The following is a 23,971-nucleotide window of genomic DNA, read 5'->3' as shown; positions in this document are numbered from 1 at the left end:
TTTAGAAGTCAGAATTTAGAATTTAGAACCATTACATGAAAATACTTTTGTTAGGCGAATATAGTCGTTTGCACAATTCTTTAAAAGAAGGATTAGTAGCGCTTGGTCATGAAGTCACAATTGTGGGTTGTGGTGATAAATTCAAGAAATTCCCTGTAGATTATTCAATTTATGCGGCTGTATGCAACGATAACAAGATAGCTAATTTTCTATTTAAAAGTATTCGAAAAGTTTTGGGTTTAGATTTCGAAAAAATTGAAAAAGCGATTCGATTTTATCTGCTTTTACCTAAGCTGAATGATTTTAATCATGTACAATTAATTAATTCGGATGCTTTAGAAACGTATCCAATTTTGTCAAGATTTTTATTTAAAAAGTTATTCAAGAAAATTAAAAGTCGAAGTTTATTAATTTGTGGTGATGAGACACCAATTGTAGATTATTGGTTTCAAAACGAACTAAAATATTCGGTTTTAACTCCTTATTTTGAGGACAATTCTTTGGAAAATCAATTTCAATTTCCTTTAAAATATCGAAAAGAAAATTATCGAAAAACCTTTGAATGGTTGAAAGAAAATTGTCAACAACTAATCACATCAGATTTAGATTATGAAATTCCGATGCAAAAAATGGGATATTCAACCACGTTTATTCCAAACCCAATAAATACAGATAAAATTGTTTTTCAACCTATAGAAAATACAAATAAAATCATCATTTTTCTTGGTATTAATCGATTGAGTTACCTTAAAAAAGGAATTAATTATTTCGAAAAAGCTTTAGAAATCGTTCGAAAAAAATATGCTGATAAAGTTGAAATAGTCGTAACCGAAAACCTTCCGTACAACGAATATATTTCTATTTACAATAAAGCGCACATTGTTTTAGACCAAGTTTTTGCATACGATCAAGGGTATAATGCATTAGAAGCTATGGCAAAGGGAAAAGTGGTTTTTACTGGCGCTGAAACCGAATTTTTAAATCAGTATCAGTTGCAAGAAGATGAAATTTGTATTAATGCGTTACCTGATGAAAACAAAATTGCAGCAAAGCTTTCCTATTTAATTGAACATCCTGAAAAAATAATAGAAATTTCTGAGAATGCTCGAAATTTTATAGAAAAAGAACATAATTACAAAACTAATGCAACCAAGTATTTAACTTGCTGGGAAGCTTAATATTCTTTTTCAAAAATAAAAAAACTGTACTTATCATTATAAATTCGAAAGGAAAACTAAAACGATTATTGGTTCCATAAGTTGCCAAGGCCTGTAAAACAGAAGCCGTAAACACAATTAAAGCTAATAAAAATTCAAAGCTAAGTTTTTTACTTTTCATGAATTTCACCAACTGAAAGCAAAAAACAAAAAGGAATCCTGCCTTAATTAAAACAATAAGAGCGGACTGCAAATACCAAACTCCCAAAAATAGTTTATTCGCATACTTAAAATTGAACGCTTCATAATTCCAATTGATTGTTGGTTTCCAAAAATCAAACCAAGACTTAGTGATAACTTGTTTCAAATATGCGAATGGATTTTCTTTTATTGCTGCTTTAGCAAATTTTCCCAACTCTACTGAAAATTCAGGTAAAGTTAGATTGTACTTATCATAAGCGCCATCTTCATAAGCATACCAAATCGTCATAGCCACGTCGCGATTTTCTCGTATAGATTTTTCTCTGTAATCCACGTATGTTTTTGAAATCCAATCGAATTCTTTTGGAGCATCTTCGGCAAAATAAACACAATTTTGCGCTAAATATAATCCTGAAATTCCTGAAGAGGAAAATTGACCAATGTTAATTTTATTTACATACGACCAACTCAAAAAAGCTAGCATTGGGAAAATTAGAATCACAAATGCTTTGCGAAAAAAAATTTTAAAATTGGCCTGATTTAGAATCAACCAAACAAGTAATAAAAAAGGTATAAAAATGTAAAACGACTTAATAAAGACTAAATATCCTAATATAAAACTCATTAGAAAATCGAACTTTAAACTTTGATTTTGAAAAGAAGTTTTGGAAAGTAAATAAACAAAAGTACTCATTAAAAAAAGCACTACAGTTTCCACTAAAATACAAGTTTCGAAAAAGAAAACATTTAGAAAACAACTAATGAAGAGTGCAAATATTAAGCTATTTCGTTTTGAAAAACCCAAATAAACCAGCGTTTTATATTGAAAAACAGAAGTTATAATTCCTAATCCAAATTGAATAAAAATAACTGCATATAAATTAGAATTCACAAAAGAAATCAACAATGGATAACCGGGTGAACGCAATCCGTTATAATTTGAAAAATCAAAATTGGAAACTCTTTGCGCTAAGTCGATATATCCTTCAGAATCGGGAAAAATGGTTACTGAAGAATAGAATATCAGAAATAAAACCAATCGAAATAGGGTTTCGATTGCGATAAGTAGCTTAAGATTTTTTGACATAAATTAGTTTTCTAAAAAAATATAAAACCACTAAAAAAGTAATGACATTAGCATAAAAATAAGCCATAACAGCACCTTCAACTGAAAATTGTTTTAACAAAAACAAAACGCCAAAGTAAAATAAAAGATTAAAAACAAGCTCAATAATTAAATACTTATTTACCATCGCTTTTACTAAAATTTGATACCCAAAGGCTAAGGTCATAATCTTAAATAAATCGCCTAATAACTGCCAAATCAAAAGTGATTTCACCAATTGAAACTTCGATGCTAACACATAATCAATAATCCAATTTTTAGCGACAAATACGAACAATAAAACCAATATAAATAACGGAACTAAGGTTTTAAAATAATATCCCAATTCCTTTTTAAACTCATCATCTGTATTCAAAGCTGAAAGTTTTGGAAGATAATACATGGATAATCCAGCACTAAAAAACATCATGTAAAATCCTGAAATTCTATTGACTGCTTCCCAATTTCCAGCTGCATCAAGTGAAATATCTGTAATTAGTACATTTCGAATTAACAATGATGTCAGTGGAATAATAATAGCACTTACTAATGCCATCAATAAGAACTTTTGAATACTTTTTAAATAGGTAAAATCGATGTTTTTTAAAGTATTAAAATAGTGAAAAGCTTCATTTTTTCGTAAAAAATATAATGTACAAACCAACAGTAATACATCTGAAATCACCAAAATTAAAATGGCTCCTTCTAATTGATTTCGAATAGTAAAAAAAGTAGTAAAAGCAAAAATCACAATGGAACTTACCAATTGTAATGCAATCAATTTCTTGAAAAATTGTTGGGCATTTAATAACGCCGCCAAAAAAGATTGGAATGTAAAAAAAGGTAATAACAATCCAAACAAAATTAAAAAGTGCGAAAACTGATTGGATTGAAAAATCAATTGACTCCATTTTGAAGCAAAGCTGATGATAATTACGGAGCAAACAATGGTTATAATTCCAAAAAAAGAAAGGAATGTGGAAAATATTTTTTTTCGCTGTTCGGCTTCCGTGTTTACAATAAACAACTTGATAAAACCTTCTTTTAGACCCACAATGCTTATCGACTTGAAAATACTGGTGAAGTTTCTCAAATTCCCCATAAAAGCCATACCGCTCGGACCTAAATAAACTGACACAATATTAACGGAAATCAGACCTAAAATAAATTGTACAAAAACTGCAATCGCATTAAGCGACAATACTTTTAATAAAATATGTCGGTTAAAAAATGACACTATTTGATTTCTTTTATGATTTGCGCTGGATTTCCAGCAACAATTACATTTGAAGGAACACTTTTAGTTACAACCGAACCATTTCCTACAACCGAATGCTCACCAATTGTGACTCCTTTCAAAATGGTAACGTTATCGCCAATAAAAACGTTTTTCTCAATTACAATTTCAGCTGATTTTGGTGTTCCAGAAAGGCGATTATCAATTTCTAAGGAATGTCCGTCGTTATCTAAAATGGAACAATTTATCCCAATCAAAACATCATCTTGAATAGTGATTTTTGATAAAGCTTCAATGGAACAATGGTTATTTATTGAAACATTATTTCCAATGACAATTTCACTTTCTGAGTTTCTTGCTTCAAAATAAGAATAATGAGAATAATAGTTTGGCGAATTTACAACACCAATTTGAACATTTTTTCCAAACGAAATCTTCCCTTTTCCATTTAAAAGCAATGGATGATATAATTTAGGCTGACCCGAAACTTGCTTACACGAAGACAAGCTGTTATATTTTAAAATGCGAAGCTTTACAAAAGCAAATTGTTTCAATTTATGCAAAATTCCCATTTAGTAATTATTTAAAGTTGTAATGATATGCTGAATTTCTGAGGCTTTTAAACCCGAATTCAATGGAATACTCAAAACCTCATCATGAATTTTCTCTGTAATTGGAAACGATAACTGATTCCAATTGGCTAATGCTTTTTGTTTATGTGGTGGAATTGGATAATGAATCATGGTTTCAATTCCGTTTTCTTTTAAATAATTTTGCAAATCCGTTCGATTGGAAGTTCGGATGACAAACAAATGAAATACGTGATTTTGAGATAAATCCCAATTTGGCATTAAAATCTTCTCATTTTTAATTTTAGAAAGATAGCGTTTTGCCATACTTCTTCTGAACTCATTTTCAGAATCTAATTGCTTCAATTTAATATTCAAAAAAGCGGCTTGTAATTCGTCTAATCTTGAATTAACTCCTATAATTTCATTCTCATATTTAACTTTAGAACCATAATTTCGCATCGAAAACAAAACTGCTGCCAATGCATCATCATTAGTTGTAATAGCTCCAGCATCGCCTAAAGCACCTAAATTTTTTCCTGGATAAAAACTAAAAGTAGCAGCATGACTTAAATTTCCAGCTTTTTCATTTTCAGAAAACTGACTTCCGTGCGCTTGAGCTGCATCTTCAATAACTAAAAGATTGTGCTTTTTAGCGATTTCGTTTATAGCTTTCATTTCACACAATTGTCCATATAAATGAACAGGTAAAATAGCTTTAGTTTTAGATGATATTTTAGCTTCAATTTCTTCTGGATTGATATTGAAAGTTTCTAAACGAGGTTCGACTAAAACAGGAACCAAATCAGCTTGTAAAATTGCTAGAATACTTGCAATATAAGTGTTTGCTGGAACGATTACTTCATCACCTTTTTGTAATTTCCCAAGATGAATATAAGCTTTGAAAATTAAAACCAATGCATCTAAACCATTACCAACACCAATACAATGTTTCGTTCCGCAGTAAGTGGCGAAATCCGTTTCAAATTGCTTAACTTCATTTCCTAAAATATACCAACCACCTTCTAGAAATTGCTTCATCTTTTTCTGAAAAGCAGCTTCAAAAGGTTGATTTAGTTTTTTTAAATTTAGGAAATGTATCATATCAAAACGCTTTCTAAAAGTGGATAGTTTTTGGTTTCAATCTCATAAAAATTTTGAACAATGGTTCGTGCTCCAAAACCTTCTTTCCAAAACAGCAATCCTTGATTGATATTTTGTCCTTGATTTTCATTTGAAATTCCGAAATCGAAATACTTTTTATTACGAAACGTATAGGTTATTAATCTGTTGTGTAAAAAATCTAAACTTCCGGTTGTATTTTTTGATTCATCTGCCGAAATATATTGCGAATGTGCTACAAAATCACTTTCAAAAACGGTTGTTCCTGCAATGATTTTCCCTTCTTTATAAACATTGAATTGTCTAATATTATTTGGAAATTTAGATTTCAAATAGGCTATCTCTTCTAACGAATGAACAGGTTTTGCCTGATGCTTTTGTGCTAAATTAGGAATTAATATTTCATTCCAAAACGAAGTAAAATCTTGTTCTTCTCTAAATTCTAAACCAAAATCAGTTCCTCTTTTTATTCCTTCTGCCCTACTACTACTAAATTCGAAATCGGTTTCTAAATTAATAACCGACAAACTATCTCTTCTAATTAATTTCGCATTTAAAATAAAACTTAAATACTCCATTTCATCAGAAGGCGATTCATGATAAATAGTTGGCAATTGTTTTAGATTAATTGACGAAATCGAATTTTCATTCGAAAACTGTAATACTGAATGTACTATTTCAATTACTTCTTGAAGTCTTGTTTTTTGGTTTAAAACCAAACCTCCATAGGTCAATCCTTGATGAGAATACAGCGTATTTTCTACTTTATTTGCAGGTAAAATGGCTTTCAAATGATTCTTTTCATCAAAAATCAAAAGCGAATAATCTTCAAATCGATCTTGATGATATTCCATAAAATCGCGATGAAACAAGAATGTTGCATTTTTAGCATGGGCTACAAAATTGTTCCATTCTTTATAATGTTCGTTTGAATACTTTTGAATTTGATACTTCATTAAAACCTTTAAATAATTCGGAAAATTACTAATTTTTTATGTTATCTGAATTCAATATATCGTTTTTTAAAAAAAATATAGTAAATTGGAACCAAATTAATGGCTCTCAAATGATTAAAAAAATTACTCTCCTACTGTTTATTGGATTTCTTTTGTCACCATTTTTATTCTTTGGGCAAAATATTTCGTTATATACTCAAGTAAACGGACGTTATGACTTTACTTTTGTAGGAAATACTATGAATACGGCTGAAAACAATCCAACTAATTTCTATGTAACCAATACTTCTTCATCTGCAACGCTAAATCTTGGTCCAAGTGATACTGTGATTAGAGCCTATTTATATTGGGCAGGAAGTGGAGATGGTGATTTTCAAGTTGATTTAAACGGTACCACAATTACACCTGATAGAACTTTTTCACATTCGAGATTTTTCAACCCTAGCACTTTTACTTACTTTAGTGCATTTAAAGATATAACAACTTTTGTTCAAACAACAGGAAATGGAACTTACACCCTTTCTAATTTAGACATTTCTCCTTTTGAAGCGCTTCATTACAGTAGAAAGACAAATTTCGCTGGTTGGGCAATTTTAATTGTTTATGAAAATCCGAGTTTGCCTCTAAATCAGCTAAATATTTATGATGGTTTACAAGGAGTTCCTGATGCTTTGCAAATAGATTTAACTAATTTATATGTACTTAACAACGCAAACGCTAAAGCTGGATTTATAGCTTGGGAAGGAGATTCACAATTACCAACAGAAACATTTACTGTAAATGGCACCGTTATTAGCAACCCTTTTAACCCTCCTAATAACGTATTTAATAGTACTAACTCAGTTACTGGATCGAACCAACTATACAATATGGATTTAGACATTTATGATATTGATAGTTATATTTCTATAGGAGATACGAATGCTTCAATCGCATTGACTTCTTTTCAAGATTTCATTATGATTAACACTGTTGTTACCAAACTAAACAGTCAATTACCCGATGCAACCATTGTATTAGAAAATCCAAATTCCACTTGTAATTCCAGAGAAGTCACAATTGATTTTACTGTTTCAAATTTGAATAGCACAGAAGTTTTACAAGCCAACACCCCAATTACTTTTTACGCAGGAACACTAGCCATTGCTACAACATATACTCAAAATACAATTCCAATCGGCGGAAGCGAAAACGGAAATATCACACTAACTATACCAAGTTCTGTCCCATTAAATTTCACATTACAAGCAGTTGTTGATGATACTGGAAATGGAACAGGAATTAGACCTGAATTAATTGAAAACAATAATTCGTTCCAAATAGAAATTGAATTGATAGTTTCTCCTATTTTCAATCCCCTAAACTCATTAACTTCTTGTAATCTTGGTTTAACTAGAGGAATTTTTGATTTTTCTGGATATGCTGCATTGGTTAGTACAAATCCTACTCATTTAATCTCTTTTCATGAGACTTATAATGATGCCGTACAAAATATAAATCCAATCGTAAACAGTTCTAATTACGATGCACTTACCACTCCAAAAGAAATTTTTGTTCGTATTGATAACGGTTGCTTTTCTGTTACTTCATTCCAACTTTTAACAGAAAATTGCCCGCCAGTAGTTTACAATGCCGTTTCTCCTAATGGTGACGGCTCAAATGATACTTTTTTTATCGATGGTCTTCGCGATATTTTTGTAAACTTCGAGTTATTGATTTACAATCGTTGGGGCAAACATTTATGGACAGGAAATAACAACAAGGCTGATTGGAATGGCTATGTAGAAGATGGTGTTGGAAGTACATTAGCTCCAGCAGGAACTTATTTTTACATACTTAATTTAAACGACCCTAATTACAAGGAACCTTTAACTGGATATTTATATATAAACAGATAAGATTAAATTACATATTTTGAGTGTAATAGTTATAGTCTTTCAATAAAGTTCTGATAAAATCTTGATCATTCCCTGATTGATTTTTTATACCCGTAACTGCTATAACTTTTTCTCTTAATTTCACAATAGTTTGAAAATCTCTAGACACAATTGCGATTTCAAATGTTTCTTTGATAATCCTAACATCATTATCCGAAAGTTTAATTACTAAAGGATACGTAGGAACATAATCAGAATGAACATCTTGAATAATGGTATGATTGATATTAATTTTATTTTTCAAAGTAATAACCGCAGTTCCTGCAGCCATATCACCTAAGCGTTGATTTTTCGCACTTGCAATTACTGCTATTAAAGCTATAACTCCATTTCCAATAAATATTTCTACTAATCTAAATAACCAGCGTACTAAGTAATCTCCAAAACTAGCTTGATAACCATCTAGTTTAATTACTTTAGTTTTCATTATTCGTTTTCCTATTGTTTGTCCTTCCCACAAACTTTCTTGCACTATGGTATAAAACATTATTGGAGAATAGATTAACAAGTAAATTGCCATTTTAGACCAATTATCTAAGCCTTCAATTGCAGCAGCCAAACCAGTTAAATCCAAAACAAATCCTACAACTACAGCATAAGCTATCATAACCAGAAAATCAAGTAGTTGTGCGAAAATTCGATCACCAACTGAAGCTGCTGTAAAATTTATATTTACATTTTGTGTAGTATTTATTGATAATTGTGTCATATTTTATATTTTAGCATTTCATGAGAGAAATAGCATTCATAAAGCAAAATAAAGAAAAATGGCTTGAATTTGAACAAGCAATTTTTGGTAAAGCTAAAAAAAATCCAGATGATTTAGCCAATCTGTATATACATTTAGTTAATGATTTATCCTACGCTCAAACGTATTATCCTAAAAGTAAAACAGTTGTGTATCTAAACCATTTAGCTGCACAAACGTATCAAAAAATTTATAAAACCAAAAGAACAGAAACCAATCGGATAAAACATTTCTTTTTAACCGAAGTGCCATTACTTGTTTATGAATATAGAAGATACGTAATGTATGCGTTTTTAATATTCACTATTTTAACTGCTATTGGTGTAGTCTCTGCCAAAAACGACGATTCGTTTGTTCGTTTAATTTTAGGCGATCAATATGTAAATATGACTTTAGAAAACATTGAAGACGGAAATCCTGTCGCCGTATATAAAACTGGCAGCAACTGGGGAGGCTTCATTGCAATTACCTTAAACAATCTAAAAGTCGGAGCACTCTCCTACTTTTTAGGAATTTTCATAGGCATTGGTACTTTCTATGTTTTATTAAACAACTGTATCATGTTAGGCTCATTCCAATATTTTTTTTACCAAAGAGACGTATTTTGGGAAAGCGTTAGAGGAATTTGGATTCATGGATCAATGGAAATTTTTGCTATGGTAATTGAAGCAGGTGCCGGTTTTATTTTAGGTGCAAGTATTTTATTTCCCAAAACTTTTTCACGATTAGAATCTTTCAAAATTGGTTTCCAAAATAGTTTCAAAATCTTTTTAAGTACCATGCCTTTTACATTTGCAGCTGGTTTTTTAGAAGGTTATGTAACACGATATTCTATGGAAATGCCAACTTATTTAAGTGTAGGAATTATTTTGATAACGTTATCATTAATCAGTTTTTATTATTTAATTTATCCTTTCATAGTTCATAAAAAAGTAAAAAAATATGTTTCAACTTTATAAAAAAAGAGAGTTTAGTGCTCTTGTAGGAGATACTTTTAACTTTTTTAAGTTGGAAGGAAAAAATTACTTTAAAAACTATTTTATCATTAATGGAGGATTGCTATTACTTCTAGTAGTGGTGATTTATTTTTTCTCCAACATATTCATCAAAGGTACTTTTGAAGGACTTCGAAATGGAAATCAAAACAGTTTGGCTAATGAAATATATGGTAATATTGGACTATTCATTGGTTTTGGAATAGCCATGATTTTTCTTATAATGCTAATATCAATCATCAACTATTCATTTCCTGTTGGTTATTTAAAGCTAATTGAAGAAAAAAAGGAAAGAAATTTTGAAAATTTATTTAAATACTTCAAAAGTAAATTAGTCAGAATCATAGGATTTTATTTTTTATCATTAATCATATTATTGCCTTTGATAGTGATAGTTGTAGCTCTAACCTTTTTATCAATTTTTATTTTAATAGGAATTCCACTGATTTTTTTATTGCTACCAACATTAACAAGTTTTATTGCCTTAACTTATTTTCACTATATAACAGAAGAAATCGGTTATTTTGAAGCAATTAAAAAAGCAGTTTTAATGCTAAAAAGCAAATATTGGCCTATCATTGGTTCTACATTTATTGTACAAATGATTGTTCAAATAACACTTGGAATTTTTACATTAATACCTTATTTTATTGGAATCATAACTGTTTTTTCAAATCCAGAATCATTGCAACAAAATCCTGATAATGCAATTTCTTTTGTTATGATTTTACTTCTTGTTATTGTTATAATTTCAATCATATTTAATTACACCCTACAAAATATTGTTTTAATAAACCAAGGTGTTATTTTTTACAGTTGCAAAGAAGAAATGGAAAACGTTAGTATCAATAATAACATCGATTTAATAGGAACAGATGAAGCTTAAATTCATATTTTTTTACTTTATACTTTTCTTACAATTGGATGTTTGTTTTTCACAAGTCCAAATAGATTCTGCTGTTCATGAATCAAGAAAATTCGAAAATTTAAAAGCAAAATATTCTGATTCAGATTTTAATTATATTGAAAAACCCGTAAAAGTTGACACAAATGCATGGGATAGATTTTGGAATGCAGTAGGTCGTTTTTTAAGTAACTTATTCGATTTTGGCAATGGTCCAAATAGTTTAAGTGGCTTAGAAATTGCCATGAAGGTAATTGCTATTTTAATTATCCTGTTTGTTGTTTATCTAATAGTTAAAACCATTATTAATAAAGAAGGAGGCTGGATATTTAGCAAATCATCAAATAAAATTACTGTTTCAGAAACCACTGAAGAAAACATCCATTCATTAGATTTCAATACATTAATTACAAAAATTAAAAATGAAAAAAACTATCGTTTGGCAACACGATATTATTATTTGTGGCTTCTAAAAACACTTTCTGATCGCAATATAATTGAATGGGATATTGAAAAAACAAATGGAGACTACTTAAATGAAATTTCAAATCTTGAATTAAAAAATGAATTTCAATTTTTATCTTATGTTTATGAATATAGCTGGTATGGCGAATTTAATTTGAATGAAACTGACTTTGAAAAAACAGAAATAGCCTTTTTAAAATTAATCACTAAAAAATAATATGCCAAAGAGTTTAAAAATATACATATTTCTTTTAGTGCTAATTTTAATTGGCATTATTTGGGCTGACGCAACAAAAGAAAAACCAATTGATTGGAGTGAAAGTTATTCGCTAAACGAAAAAAGTCCTTTTGGTCTTTATGTGTTTAATGAAGAACACAAATCGTTTTTTAATCCTCAAAAAGTAAAGAAATTCAACGAGTCTCCTTATGAGTATTTTGATAAAAATTACAATGTTGAAAAATCAACATACAACATAAGAGGAACAATCTTACTAATTGAACATCAAACTAATATTGATGAATATTCTGAAAATGAACTTTTCTATTTCACTAGTCATGGAAATACTGTTTTTTACAGTAATACTAATTTTTCAGAAAAATTTGCAGATTCGCTTGGTTTTGAAATTGCATACAATAACGACTTCTCCGATTCGCTAAAATTCAAATTAGAAAGAAATGCAAAACTTGATAACTTCTATTTTAACAAAGGAATCAACAATGCCTATTTCTCTAAAATCGATAGTAGCAAAACAGAAGTTTTAGGAACACAAATCAATTCTAAAGGAGAAAAATTTGCCAATTTCATTAGAGTTCCATACAAAAACGGAAATTTCTATTTGCATTTACAACCTGTAGCATTTACCAATTATTATATGTTAAACAAAAACATAAAATACACAGAAGATGTTTTAGGCTACATTCCATCGCAAAATCCCATTTATTGGAAAGTAAAACAATATGATAATGAAGAATTGTCAAGTTCGCCAATGCGATATTTATTAAGTCAACCCGCTTTAAAATGGGCTTGGTTTTTAGCTTGGATAACCTTAATGATTTTTATTGTTTTCAATGCAAAAAGAAGACAACGAATTATACCAATTAAAGAAAAACTAAAAAACACAACTGTAGATTTTACCAAAACAATTGGAAATCTATATTATCAAGAAAGAAATCATCAAAATATAGCAGAAAAGAAGATTATATTCTTTCTTGAAAAAATTAGAAATGAGTATTATATAGACACCTACAATTTAGATGATACTTTTGTAAACAGACTGAATCAAAAAACAGGAAAAAGTAAAAAAGATATTGAAGATGTAGTATTCTTTATAAAAAAACTCAGAAATCAATCTAATACAACAGAAAAAGAATTAATAACGTTTAACGAACTTTTAGAAAAACTGAATTTATAATGGAAAATAATTTTGAAATCAATAATCAAGAAAACGAAAATCTAAACTTTGAGTCTCGTTTAAACTTACAACCGTTACAAGATAATGTTCAAAAAGTAAAAGCTGAAATTGCAAAAGTAATCGTAGGTCAAAACAAAATGATTGACCAACTTTTAGTAGCGGTTTTATCAAATGGACATGTTTTACTTGAAGGAGTTCCTGGAGTTGCAAAAACTATCAGTGCCAAACTTTTAGCAAAAACATTATCGTTAGACTTTAGCCGAATTCAGTTTACTCCCGATTTAATGCCTTCTGATATTATTGGAACATCTGTATTTGATTTATCTAAGTCTACATTTGAATTTAAAAAAGGACCAATTTTTTCAAATTTTGTACTTATTGACGAAATCAATCGTGCTCCAGCTAAAACCCAAGCAGCACTTTTTGAAGTTATGGAAGAACGTCAAATTACCGCTGATGGAACTACTTATGTTTTAGATAGACCATTTTTGGTTATTGCAACACAAAATCCAATTGAACAAGAAGGAACGTATCGCTTACCAGAAGCGCAATTAGACCGTTTCTTGTTTAAAATTAATATTGATTATCCAAATTTAGCAGAAGAAATTCACATTCTTCAAAAAGAAAATGATTTACAAAGTCGTGATAAAATGAGTGCTATTGCCACCATTATTTCACAAAGTCATATAATCGAATTCCAAGAACTAGTAAAACAAATTCTTATCGAACAAAACTTAATTGAATACATAGCCAAAATTGTTTTAAACACGCGCGAAAATGCATTTTTATATTTAGGCGCTTCACCAAGAGCATCGATAGCTATTTTAAATGCTGCCAAAGGTTTTGCCGCTTTACGCGGAAGAGATTTTGTTACACCAGATGATATTAAAGACGCAGCAATTCCGGTTTTACAACACAGAGTTGTGGTAACTCCAGAACGCGAAATGGAAGGAATCACCAGTACAGAAATAATCAAACAAATTGTAGATTCAGTAGAAATTCCAAGATAATTTTTCTGAAAAAATTAAAGAACGTTTGTCATGCTGAACTCGTTTTAGCATGAATAACAAAATTTTAAAAAAATAAATGAAACGCATTTTCAAACAGCTTTATCTCAATAATTTCCTTTTTTATTGCCTGATGGGAATCATTTTGCTATTCACAGTAGCCTATTTTTTCCCCTCATTATATCATGCTGTTTGGTATGTTTTATATGTTTTAATACTATTTGTATTAATTGATATCTTATTGCTATTTGGAACAAATAAAAAAGTAATTGGTATCAGAAATATGTCTGAAAAACTGTCAAATGGTGATGAAAATGAAATTTATATTGCATTAAACAATCAGTTTACATTTCCTGTTCGTTTAAAAATTATAGACGAAATTCCGTTCCAATTTCAACAGCGAAATTTTGAAGTCAAAAGAAAAATAAAAGCAAAAACTAAAGATGATTATCGCTACTTTTTAAGACCAACAGAACGCGGTGAATATTTTTTTGGGAATCTTAATATTTACGTTACATCTCCCCTTCGATTAGTAAGTAGAAGATTTACTTACGACAACAATCAAATGGTTCCTACTTATCCATCGTATATGCAATTAAGAAAATACGATTTAATGGCATTCTCTAATAATTTATTCCAATATGGATTAAAGAAAATTAGGAGAATTGGTCATACCATGGAATTTGAACAGATTAAAGAATATGTACAAGGCGATGATTTAAGAACTATTAATTGGAAAGCTACTGCGAAAAAAAATCAATTAATGGTGAATCAATACCAGGACGAAAAATCACAAAATGTCTACATGGTAATTGATAAAGGAAGAGTAATGAAAATGCCTTTCAATGATTTAAGCCTTTTAGATTATGCTATTAATGCCACTTTAGTTTTATCAAATGTAATTATAAAAAAACAAGATAAAGCCGGCATTTTTGCTTTCTCAAAAAAAGTTGAAAATCGTGTTGTTGCAGAAAAAAGACAAAGTCAAATGCAACAAATCATGGAAAATTTATACAACATAAAAACCGATTTTTTTGAAAGCGATTTTAGTCGTTTGTATGTCGATGTAAAAAAACATATCAACCAAAGAAGTTTAATTATTTTGTACACTAATTTTGAAACTTTAGATGGCTTACACCGACAACTACCCTACCTTAAAGGAATTGCAAAAAACCATTTGTTGGTTGTTGTCTTTTTTAACAATACAGAGTTAAACGAACTGATACACAAAAAAGCAGATAATGTTCAAGAAATTTACGACAAGGTAATTGCTGAAAAATTTGCTTTCGAAAAACGATTAATAGTAAACGAACTAAGAAAATACGGAATTTATTCGGTTTTAACCCAACCCGAAAACTTAACATTAGATACTATAAATAAATATCTTGAAATCAAAGCCAGAGGAATTCTATAAATTATGAGTCTTTACAATTTAATGCAATATTGCTTTTTTGGTTTCGGAATTTATAATTTATTCTTTCTAATCTTCAGAAAAAATAAATTTTTCCATAATAAAATTAAGTTTGAAGAAATTGACCAAGCAGCCACTATTACATTAATAATTTGTGGTATGATTTATTTGGCTAATTGGACTTTTGATTGGATTTATATTTTTGCTAATCGAAATTCAGAAAACAGCAAAAGTATCTTTAATCGATTGAATGGCCCTTATGGATTTGCTGTTTATACCCAGCAACTAACCTACATTACGGCTTGTTTATTATTTCTTCTAAAATTTGTTAAAAAAAGTTCTATTATTAGATTTCTTATCGGTTTTATATTTCTGTTTAACTTCGAAAAGTTCGTAATCATTGTAACTTCATTACATCGCGATTACTTGCCTAGCTCTTGGACAATGTATCAATCCTCTTTTGGTTGGATAATTGCTGATTGGACAATCAAAACATTAATTTTTGCAAGTTTTACCACAATTACTTATTTCATAAGTAACAGGAACAAACGTTAAAAAACATCAAAATACACTTACAAAGTTCAAATAATAAAGATATTTTTTATCTTTAACCTTTACTAAACCAAAAAACATGAGATACTTATCGTTATTGTTAGTATTCTTGCTTTCCTTATCAACGAATGCACAAGAATATTTTCCAAAAAATGATGGCGTAAAACAAAGTTTTAAAAACTTTACAGCAATTACAAACGCCACTATTTATGTATCAGCAACGCAAAAAATTGAAAAAGCAACGCTGTTAATCAAAGAAAACAAAATTGTAGAAGTAGGAACCAATGTTGTAATTCCAAAAGGAACCAACATAATTGATGCTACAGGAAAAACAATTTATCCTTCATTCATCGAATTGTACAGTGAATTCGGAATTAACAAGCCTACTCCAAGACCTAGTGGTAACTTCACACCACAATACGATACCAATCGTGAAGGGTATTATTGGAACGACCACATCAAACCAGAATACAATGCGTATGAAAACCTAAGCTACGATTCAAAAGCAGCCGGAAGTCTAAGAGAAGTTGGTTTTGGAACTGTTTTAAGTCACCACAACGATGGTGTTATTGCTGGAACCGGTTTACTTTGGACCTTAAACGACTTCGGCACAAACGCCGATAGAATGATAAAAGATAAAGTATCACAACATTTTACATTCAGCAGAAGTAAATTTACAAAGCAAAGTTATCCTTCTTCTATGATGGGAAGTATGGCTTTAATTCGCCAAGTATTCCATGATGCAAAATGGTATGCTCAAGGAAATGCAACCAATAAAGATTTATCTTTAGAAGCTTTCAATGCGAACAAATCTTTATTGCAAATCTTTAATGCTGGAGATAAATTAAATGCATTAAGAGCAGACAAATTAGGAGATGAATTCGGAATAAAATACCTAATAAAAGGAGGCGGAAACGAATTTGAGCGCATTGACGAAATCAAAAAGTCAGGAGCTACTTTTATTATTCCATTGAATTTTCCAGATGCTTATGATGTTTCTGACCCCTATTTAGCGCAACAAGTAAGCTTGAGCGATATGAAATTTTGGAACCAAGCACCATTCAACTTGAAAATTTTGGCTGAGAATAACGTACCTTTTGTACTTTCAACAGCTGATTTAAAAGAAACAAAATCGTTCTTATCAAACTTAAGAAAAGCCGTTTTATATGGTTTACCAAAAGACAAAGCGTTATTAGCCTTAACAGAAAATCCTGCTAAATTGGTTAATCAATTTGATAAAGTAGGTTCTATTTCAAAAGGAAAATTAGCGAACTTCATCATCGTTTCAGGTGATATTTTTGAAGACAAAAGCAACATCTTAGAAAACTGGGTGCAAGGAAATCGAAACATCATTGATAAAATTAACCCAACCGATATTAGAGGGACTTACGATTTAGTTTTCGACAACCATAAATTTGAATTAAAAATTGAAGGCGAAACTTCAAAATTCGAAGCAAAAGCGGTTAAAGACAGTATCAACTTTGGAACAAAAATTCAATTTAATGATCCTTGGGTGAATTTGGTTATCAAAAATCAAGATACTACAAAAGCAAATTTCGTTAGACTTTCAGGAACTTTCGCTAAAGACATGATGCAAGGAAAAGCCGTTTTAGAAAATGGAAACGAAACTTCATGGACAGCTACAAAAAGAACAACTGAAGTTAAAGAAGATAAAAAGAAAGACGACAAAAAAGACGAACCAAAAGTGCCTTCAATGTATGCTGTAACGTATCCAAATATTTCGTTTGGAACGACTGAAAAACCAAAACAAGAAACTATTTTATTCAAAAACACAACGGTTTGGACAGGTGAAAAAGACGGAATTATAAAAGAAACCGATGTTTTAATTCAGAACGGTAAAATTGTAAAAATTGGTAAAAACTTACCATCAACTGGAGCAAAAGTAGTTGACGGAACGGGCAAACACTTAACGGCTGGAATCATTGACGAACATTCACACATTGCTATTTCAAATGGAGTTAACGAAGGTGGACAAAATTCATCAGCAGAAGTTACGATTGAAGATGTTGTAAATTCAGATGATATCAATATTTACAGAAATTTAGCGGGAGGCGTTACTTCGGCTAACTTGTTGCATGGTTCTGCAAATCCAATTGGTGGTCGTGCGGCATTCATCAAATTAAAATGGGGATATTCTCCTGATGAAATGCTAGTAAAAGATGCTCCAAAATATATCAAATTTGCTTTGGGTGAAAACGTAAAACAATCGAATTGGGGAGATTTCTCGAGAAACCGTTTCCCGCAATCGCGTATGGGTGTGGAACAAGTCTATGAAGATTATTTCACAAGAGCTATCGAATACAAAAATGAATGGGATACTTACAAATCAGGTAAAAATAAAAAAATGCCAAGATTTGATATCGAGATGGAAGTTTTAGGCGAAATTTTAGCTAAAAAACGTTTCATCACTTGTCACTCTTATGTACAATCAGAAATCAACATGTTGATGAAATTAGCAGAGCGTTATGGTTTCAAAATTCAAACGTTCACACACATTTTAGAAGGCTACAAATTAGCTGATAAAATGTCGGCTCATGGTGTTGCAGGTTCAACATTTGCCGATTGGTGGGCTTACAAATATGAAGTTAATGATGCTATTCCATACAATGCAGCGATTATGATGAATGAGGGTGTAAAAGTTTCGATTAACTCGGATGATGCTGAAATGTCAAGACGTTTAAATCAAGAAGCTGCTAAAACAGTTAAATACGGAAATGTAACGGAAGAAGAAGCTTGGAATTTCGTAACCTTAAATCCAGCAAAAATTCTTCAAGTAGATAATAAAGTAGGAAGTATCAAAGTAGGTAAAGATGCCGATGTCGTACTTTGGTCAGATAGTCCATTATCTATTTACACTAGAGCAGAAAAAACGTTAGTAGACGGAATCATTTTCTACGACTTAGAAAAAGAAAAAGAGACTTTAGCATTGATTCAAAAAGAACGTGCTGAGTTAATCAATTTCATGTTAGACGCTAAAAACAAAGGAATGAAAACGCAATTACCTAAGAAAAAAGAAAACGGTCATTACCACTGTGATACTTTAGGAGAATATTGCAAAGAGTCTCACTATAAATACAACTAATCATGAAAAAATATATAGTTCTTTTATTTATTTCTTTGTTTGGGTTTGCCCAACAAACGCCAGCGCCAAAACAAAGCAAATCGATTTTAATCTTAGGTGCTAAAGCGCATTTAGGAAATGGAAAAGTAATTGAAAACAGCTTGATTTCAATTATGGATGGAAAAATCGCAACCATTGGCGATGCAACAGTAATGAAACCAGCCAAACATGACATTATGATTGATGCTTCTGGAAAACATGTTTATCCAGGATTCATTGCACCAAATTCAACATTAGGTTTAGTTGAAATTGATGCGGTAAGAGCTTCGGATGACGAAAGTGAAATTGGAGAATTCAATCCACACGTGAGAAGTATTATTGCTTATAATGCAGAATCTAAATTAGTTGAAACTACTCGTCCAAATGGCGTTTTATTAGCTCAAATTACACCAAGAGGTGGCAGAATTCCAGGAACTTCATCAATTGTTCAATTAGATGCTTGGAACTGGGAAGATGCTTCGATTAAAACGGATGACGGAATTCACTTAAACTGGCCAAGAAGCTATTCAAGAGCGGGTTGGTGGGCAGAACCAGGTGGAATTGAAATGAACAAAAACTACGATCCCCAAGTGAAAGCAATTCAAGATTATTTTGACAATGCTTTTGCCTACTTAGGTAGTAAAAATGATAAAAAAGATATTCCTTATGAAGCTATGAAAGGATTACAATCAGGTGAAAAAACCTTGTATGTAAATGCAAATGGTGAAAAAGAGATCATCGATGCGGTTTTATTCAAAAAGAAAAACAACATCAAAAACATGACAATTGTTGGTGGTTATTATGCTTTTAAAGTAGGTGCATTATTAAAAGGAAATAACGTTTCTGTTTTATTAAATCGTGTACACAGTTTGCCTTTATTAGAAGATGAAGATGTAAATTTACCATACAAAAATGCTAAATTATTAGTTGATGCAGGAGTTTTGGTTGGTTTACAAAATGCAGGCGATATGGAGCGTATGCAAACTAGAAACCTTCCTTTCTACGCAGGAACTTGTGCCGCTTGGGGACTTTCAAAAGAACAAGCATTGCAATTAATCACAGGAAATTCAGCTAAAATTTTAGGAATTGACAACCAATATGGAACGTTAGAATCTGGTAAAAGCGCGACTTTATTTATTTCTGAAGGCGATGCTTTGGATATGAAAACCAATGTAATTTCATTCGCTTTTATCGATGGAAGACAAATCAGTTTGGAAAGTCACCACACGGAATTATACCAACGTTACAAAGGAAAATTCGAACAACAAAAAAAATAATTTTTAGCCACAAAGACTCAAAGCCACAAAGAATTTAAAACTTTGTGGCTTTTTTTATTAGTTGAAAATATGTAACAAAACAATATCTTTGTAAAAACTTTGCGCCTTAGTGCCTTAGTGGCTAAACTTGCGTCTTAAAATATGAAACAAATCACCTCGGTTCAAAATCCGTTTATCAAATCGTTAGTTCAATTGCAAGAAAAAGCAAAAGTTCGTAAACAAACGGGCACTTTTTTAATTGAAGGAAAACGCGAAATTGAATTGGCATTAAAAGGCGGTTATGAATTAGAAACTATTTTGTTTTTACCCGAAATCATTTCGGAAAAACAACTAAACGATTTAACAACTAAACCGTTAAACGTAATAGAAATTTCAAAAGAAGTCTATCAAAAGTTAGCCTATCGAGATACTACTGAAGGTATTTTAGCTATTGCGAAAACCAAATCCTTAGCCTTATCCGGTTTAAAACTTTCTAAAAATCCGTTAATTTTAGTTGGGGAATCTTTAGAAAAACCAGGAAACGTTGGTGCCATTTTAAGAACAGCTGATGCCGCAAACATTGATGCTGTAATTATCGCCAATCCTAAAAGCGATTTATATAACCCAAATATCGTTCGTTCTAGCGTTGGTTGTTTGTTTACCCGACAAATTGCTGTTGGAACTACGGAAGAAGTAATTGCGTATTTAAAAGCAAATAATATCAATATTTATTCCGCTACTTTACAAGATTCAACGGAATATCATACCCAAAACTACATCACTCCAACTGCATTAGTTGTAGGAACAGAAGCTACAGGTTTGTCCGAAAAATGGCGAACTGAAAGCACAAAAAACATCATCATTCCAATGCAAGGCGAAATCGATTCAATGAATGTTTCGGTTGCAGCAGCTATTTTACTATTTGAAGCTAAAAGACAACGCGGATTTTAGACTTTCTTCTTTTCTCTTTTTTCTATTTTCTAGATTTGCACAATTAGAAAAATTAGCTTACTTTTAATTGGTTAAAGAAAATGTATGACAGAGTTAGAATTAGAAGCCGAAAACAAAGCCATTGCGCAAGAATATAAAGAATTACTTCGCATCAGTTATCAAACCCTTACTGATGAAGACAAAAAAATCATCCGTAAAGCATTTGATGTAGCTGTTGATGCTCATAAAGACCAACGCAGAAAATCAGGTGAAGCTTATATTTTCCATCCTATTGCTGTAGCTAAAATTGTAGCTAGAGATATTGGTTTGGGAGCGACTTCAATTGCTGCAGCTTTAATGCACGATGTCGTTGAAGATACTGACATTACAGTTCAGGATATTGAAAAAATGTTCAATCCTAAAATCGCGCAATTGGTTGAAGGCTTAACCAAAATTGCCAAAGTTAAAACCGATCAAGAAATTTCTGTTCAAGCAGAAAATTTTCGTAAAATGTTATTAACACTGAATGATGATGTTAGGGTAATTCTTATCAAAATTGCTGATCGTTTGCACAACATGCAAACTATGGAAAGCATGGTGGATTACAAACAAGCCAAAATTGCTTCTGAAACATTGTACATTTATGCGCCTCTAGCTCATCGTTTAGGATTATACAACATCAAAACCAAGTTAGAAGATTTAGGTTTAAAATATACAGAACCCGAAGTTTACAACGATATTGTAAGTAAAATTAAGGAAACCAAGGAAGAACAAGACGAATATATCAAAACTATTTCGGATGTTTTAAGCAAATCATTACAAGACGAAGGAATTGAATTTGTCATCAAAGGACGACCAAAATCAATTTATTCGATTCGAAGAAAAATGAAGGCGCAAGGCGTTACTTTTGATGAAGTTTACGACAAATTTGCCTTACGAATTATTTATAAAGCTAACCAGCATGACGAAAAGTTCATTGCTTGGAAGATATATTCAGTCGTAACCGATCATTATCGTCCTTCTCCAAGTCGTTTACGTGATTGGATTTCTTCACCAAAATCATCTGGTTATGAAGCACTTCATATTACCGTAATGGGACCAAAAGGACGTTGGGTAGAAATTCAGGTGCGAAGCGAACGCATGGACGAAATTGCGGAAAAAGGATACGCTGCCCATTACAAATACAAGAATGGAGCTACAGAGGAACACGGTTTGGAAATTTGGTTAAACCAATTGAAAGAAGCTTTAGAAAATTCCTCTACGAATGCCGTTGATTTTGTTGAAGATTTTAAACTGAATTTGTATGCTAAAGAAATCTATGTGTTCACTCCAAAAGGCGAAATCAAATCGTTACCAAAAGGAGCTACTTCGTTAGATTTTGCTTTCAGTATTCACTCTGAAATTGGGGTAAAAACCAGAGGAACAAGAGTGAACGGAAAATTAGTTCCATTAAACCATGTTTTAAATAGTGGTGATCAGGTAGAAATTATTACTTCGGCAAATCAAAAACCAACTTCACAATGGTTAGATTTTGTTACTACTTCTAGAGCAAAAAATAAAATTAAAAACGTTTTAAACGAAAACACCAAAAAGATTGCCGAAGACGGAAAAGAAATCCTTACAAGAAAACTACGCCACTTAAAAATCACTTTAAACGAGAATACAACTAACGAATTAGTTAACTTCTTTAAGTTACAGACTAGTTTAGATTTATATTACAGAGCGGGAATTGGAGCTATTGAAAACCAACAATTAAAAGAATACGCAGCTCAAAAAAGCAATACCTTGGTTAATTTCTTTAAGAAAACTATCAAGCGTTCGCCTTCAAGTCAACCCGAACAAATTAATAAAAATGAAATTAGTAAAAAATATGACTTACTAGTTTTCGGTTCCGAACAAGATAAATTAGATTATAAACTTTCTACTTGTTGTAATCCAATACCAGGAGATGAAGTATTTGGATTTGTTACTATCAACGAAGGAATAAAAGTGCATCGAAAAGACTGTCCGAATGCAATCAGTATGCAATCCAATTATGCATATCGTATTATTCCAGCAAAATGGATTGACTCTTCACAAGAAGAATTCAAAGCGATTTTAAAAATTACTGGAATGGATATTTTAGGACTTACAAACGATTTAACCAAAGTAATTTCAAGTCAAATGAACGTAAATATTCAAAGTATTTCCTTAAGTAGTGAAGCTGGAATTTTCAACGGACAAGTGGCTGTAGTAGTTCAAAACAATACAATCCTAAAAAAGCTAATCGAAAACATCAAAAAAGTAGATGGAATTGATAAAGTGACAAGGGTTTATAATAATTAACAAAAGTTAATAACTAAATTTTCTAATTAAATTTAGGATTTTATTCAAAGCAAAAATAACACTATCTTTGCCGATATTTGATTTATCAATACGATGGAAAACAAAAATCAAGAAATTGTAAAGAACGTTTTTACTAAATTTTTAGAAGAAAAAGCACACCGCAAAACACCAGAACGCTACGCTATTCTTCAGGAAATTTACAATACTGCCGAACATTTTGATATCGAATCTTTGTATATCAAAATGAAAAATAAAAACTACCGCGTAAGTAGAGCTACACTTTACAATACAATCGAACTTTTATTAGAATGTGGTTTGGTACGTCGTCATCAGTTTGGACAAAACCAAGCACATTACGAAAAATCGTATTTCGACAAACAACACGATCACATTATTTTAACCGATTCTGGTGAGGTAATCGAATTTTGTGACCCAAGAATTCAGCAAATAAAACAAACCATGGAAGAAATGTTTGGAATTGATATCACAAACCACTCGCTTTATTTCTATGGAACAAAAAAACAACAATAACAACTAACTACAAATAATAAACAACAACAC

Annotated in this window: 20 protein-coding genes; 14 read left to right on the top strand and 6 right to left on the bottom strand. The window is 30.9% G+C overall.

All coding sequences use genetic code 11. The features are described from left to right. The first annotated feature begins 35 nt into the window (after positions 1 to 35). Complete coding sequence (locus BP92_RS0103045; RefSeq protein WP_026724693.1) at positions 36 to 1,178, top strand: glycosyltransferase family protein; 1,143 nt, start codon at positions 36 to 38, stop codon at positions 1,176 to 1,178. On the opposite strand, the gene BP92_RS15700 is transcribed toward BP92_RS0103045, so the two are convergent. From BP92_RS15700 to BP92_RS0103020, 5 genes are read right to left on the bottom strand one after another with little or no spacing between them, the layout of a single operon-like run. Then, positions 1,141 to 2,445 (bottom strand): hypothetical protein, encoded by a 1,305-nt coding sequence (locus BP92_RS15700; RefSeq protein ID WP_051604365.1) that lies wholly within the window; start codon positions 2,443 to 2,445, stop codon positions 1,141 to 1,143. The genes BP92_RS0103045 and BP92_RS15700 overlap by 38 nt on opposite strands. Beyond that, positions 2,429 to 3,700: an O-antigen translocase gene (locus BP92_RS0103035; RefSeq protein ID WP_160169111.1), complete on the bottom strand. Its 1,272-nt coding sequence runs from the start codon at positions 3,698 to 3,700 to the stop codon at positions 2,429 to 2,431. The genes BP92_RS15700 and BP92_RS0103035 overlap by 17 nt, the downstream gene beginning before the upstream one ends. Further along, positions 3,700 to 4,272 carry an acyltransferase gene (locus tag BP92_RS17410; RefSeq protein ID WP_035692738.1) on the bottom strand — a complete coding sequence of 191 codons (573 nt, stop codon included), beginning with the start codon at positions 4,270 to 4,272 and terminating at the stop codon, positions 3,700 to 3,702. The genes BP92_RS0103035 and BP92_RS17410 overlap by 1 nt, the downstream gene beginning before the upstream one ends. Next, positions 4,273 to 5,373, bottom strand: coding sequence for a DegT/DnrJ/EryC1/StrS family aminotransferase (locus BP92_RS0103025; RefSeq protein WP_026724690.1), 1,101 nt, complete (start codon positions 5,371 to 5,373; stop codon positions 4,273 to 4,275). Next, positions 5,370 to 6,347 (bottom strand): hypothetical protein, encoded by a 978-nt coding sequence (locus tag BP92_RS0103020; RefSeq protein WP_035692734.1) that lies wholly within the window; start codon positions 6,345 to 6,347, stop codon positions 5,370 to 5,372. Before BP92_RS0103020 ends, BP92_RS0103025 begins: the two co-directional genes overlap by 4 nt. 110 nt (positions 6,348 to 6,457) lie before the next feature. Between BP92_RS0103020 and BP92_RS0103015 the strand changes: the two genes are divergently transcribed. Further along, a complete protein-coding gene (locus BP92_RS0103015; RefSeq protein WP_245598358.1) occupies positions 6,458 to 8,245 on the top strand; it encodes a gliding motility-associated C-terminal domain-containing protein in 1,788 nt (595 codons plus the stop codon). A 7-nt stretch (positions 8,246 to 8,252) separates the two neighbouring features. On the opposite strand, the gene BP92_RS0103010 is transcribed toward BP92_RS0103015, so the two are convergent. Beyond that, a complete protein-coding gene (locus BP92_RS0103010; RefSeq protein ID WP_026724687.1) occupies positions 8,253 to 8,993 on the bottom strand; it encodes an RDD family protein in 741 nt (246 codons plus the stop codon). A 20-nt stretch (positions 8,994 to 9,013) separates the two neighbouring features. On the opposite strand from BP92_RS0103010, the gene BP92_RS0103005 reads away from it, so the two are divergent. The 12 genes from BP92_RS0103005 to BP92_RS0102945 all read left to right on the top strand — a co-directional run bounded on the left by BP92_RS0103005 (position 9,014) and on the right by BP92_RS0102945 (position 23,941). Then, entirely contained in the window at positions 9,014 to 9,991 is a 978-nt protein-coding gene (locus BP92_RS0103005) for a stage II sporulation protein M (protein ID WP_026724686.1), read from the top strand. Beyond that, a complete protein-coding gene (locus tag BP92_RS0103000; RefSeq protein WP_026724685.1) occupies positions 9,975 to 10,913 on the top strand; it encodes a hypothetical protein in 939 nt (312 codons plus the stop codon). The genes BP92_RS0103005 and BP92_RS0103000 overlap by 17 nt, the downstream gene beginning before the upstream one ends. Beyond that, positions 10,903 to 11,613, top strand: coding sequence for a DUF4129 domain-containing protein (locus tag BP92_RS15695; RefSeq protein WP_150111854.1), 711 nt, complete (start codon positions 10,903 to 10,905; stop codon positions 11,611 to 11,613). Before BP92_RS0103000 ends, BP92_RS15695 begins: the two co-directional genes overlap by 11 nt. A gap of 1 nt (position 11,614) precedes the next feature. Next, on the top strand, positions 11,615 to 12,808 hold the full coding sequence (locus BP92_RS0102990) for a hypothetical protein (protein WP_026724684.1): 1,194 nt from the start codon (positions 11,615 to 11,617) through the stop codon (positions 12,806 to 12,808). Beyond that, complete coding sequence (locus BP92_RS0102985; RefSeq protein ID WP_026724683.1) at positions 12,808 to 13,818, top strand: AAA family ATPase; 1,011 nt, start codon at positions 12,808 to 12,810, stop codon at positions 13,816 to 13,818. The genes BP92_RS0102990 and BP92_RS0102985 overlap by 1 nt, the downstream gene beginning before the upstream one ends. A gap of 76 nt (positions 13,819 to 13,894) precedes the next feature. After that, on the top strand, positions 13,895 to 15,229 hold the full coding sequence (locus tag BP92_RS0102975) for a DUF58 domain-containing protein (RefSeq protein WP_026724682.1): 1,335 nt from the start codon (positions 13,895 to 13,897) through the stop codon (positions 15,227 to 15,229). Positions 15,230 to 15,232: 3 nt separating this feature from the next. After that, positions 15,233 to 15,781, top strand: coding sequence for a hypothetical protein (locus BP92_RS0102970; RefSeq protein ID WP_150111853.1), 549 nt, complete (start codon positions 15,233 to 15,235; stop codon positions 15,779 to 15,781). A 76-nt stretch (positions 15,782 to 15,857) separates the two neighbouring features. After that, positions 15,858 to 18,881: an amidohydrolase family protein gene (locus BP92_RS0102965; protein WP_026724680.1), complete on the top strand. Its 3,024-nt coding sequence runs from the start codon at positions 15,858 to 15,860 to the stop codon at positions 18,879 to 18,881. Positions 18,882 to 18,883: 2 nt separating this feature from the next. Next, a complete protein-coding gene (locus BP92_RS0102960) occupies positions 18,884 to 20,176 on the top strand; it encodes an amidohydrolase family protein (RefSeq protein WP_026724679.1) in 1,293 nt (430 codons plus the stop codon). Between the two features lie 141 nt (positions 20,177 to 20,317). Then, the gene (locus BP92_RS0102955) at positions 20,318 to 21,106 is read left to right on the top strand and encodes a TrmH family RNA methyltransferase (RefSeq protein WP_026724678.1); all 789 of its coding nucleotides are present in this window, start codon (positions 20,318 to 20,320) and stop codon (positions 21,104 to 21,106) included. 84 nt (positions 21,107 to 21,190) lie between these two features. Next, positions 21,191 to 23,410 carry a RelA/SpoT family protein gene (locus tag BP92_RS0102950; RefSeq protein ID WP_026724677.1) on the top strand — a complete coding sequence of 740 codons (2,220 nt, stop codon included), beginning with the start codon at positions 21,191 to 21,193 and terminating at the stop codon, positions 23,408 to 23,410. Positions 23,411 to 23,503: 93 nt separating this feature from the next. Beyond that, positions 23,504 to 23,941, top strand: coding sequence for a Fur family transcriptional regulator (locus tag BP92_RS0102945; RefSeq protein ID WP_026724676.1), 438 nt, complete (start codon positions 23,504 to 23,506; stop codon positions 23,939 to 23,941). Positions 23,942 to 23,971: the final 30 nt, after the last annotated feature.

It is taken from the genome of Flavobacterium sasangense DSM 21067 (assembly GCF_000686885.1).
Classification (GTDB): Bacteria; Bacteroidota; Bacteroidia; order Flavobacteriales; family Flavobacteriaceae; genus Flavobacterium; species Flavobacterium sasangense.
The sequence above is the reverse complement of the archived record's forward strand: the minus strand, read 5'-3'. Positions and strand labels throughout refer to the sequence as shown.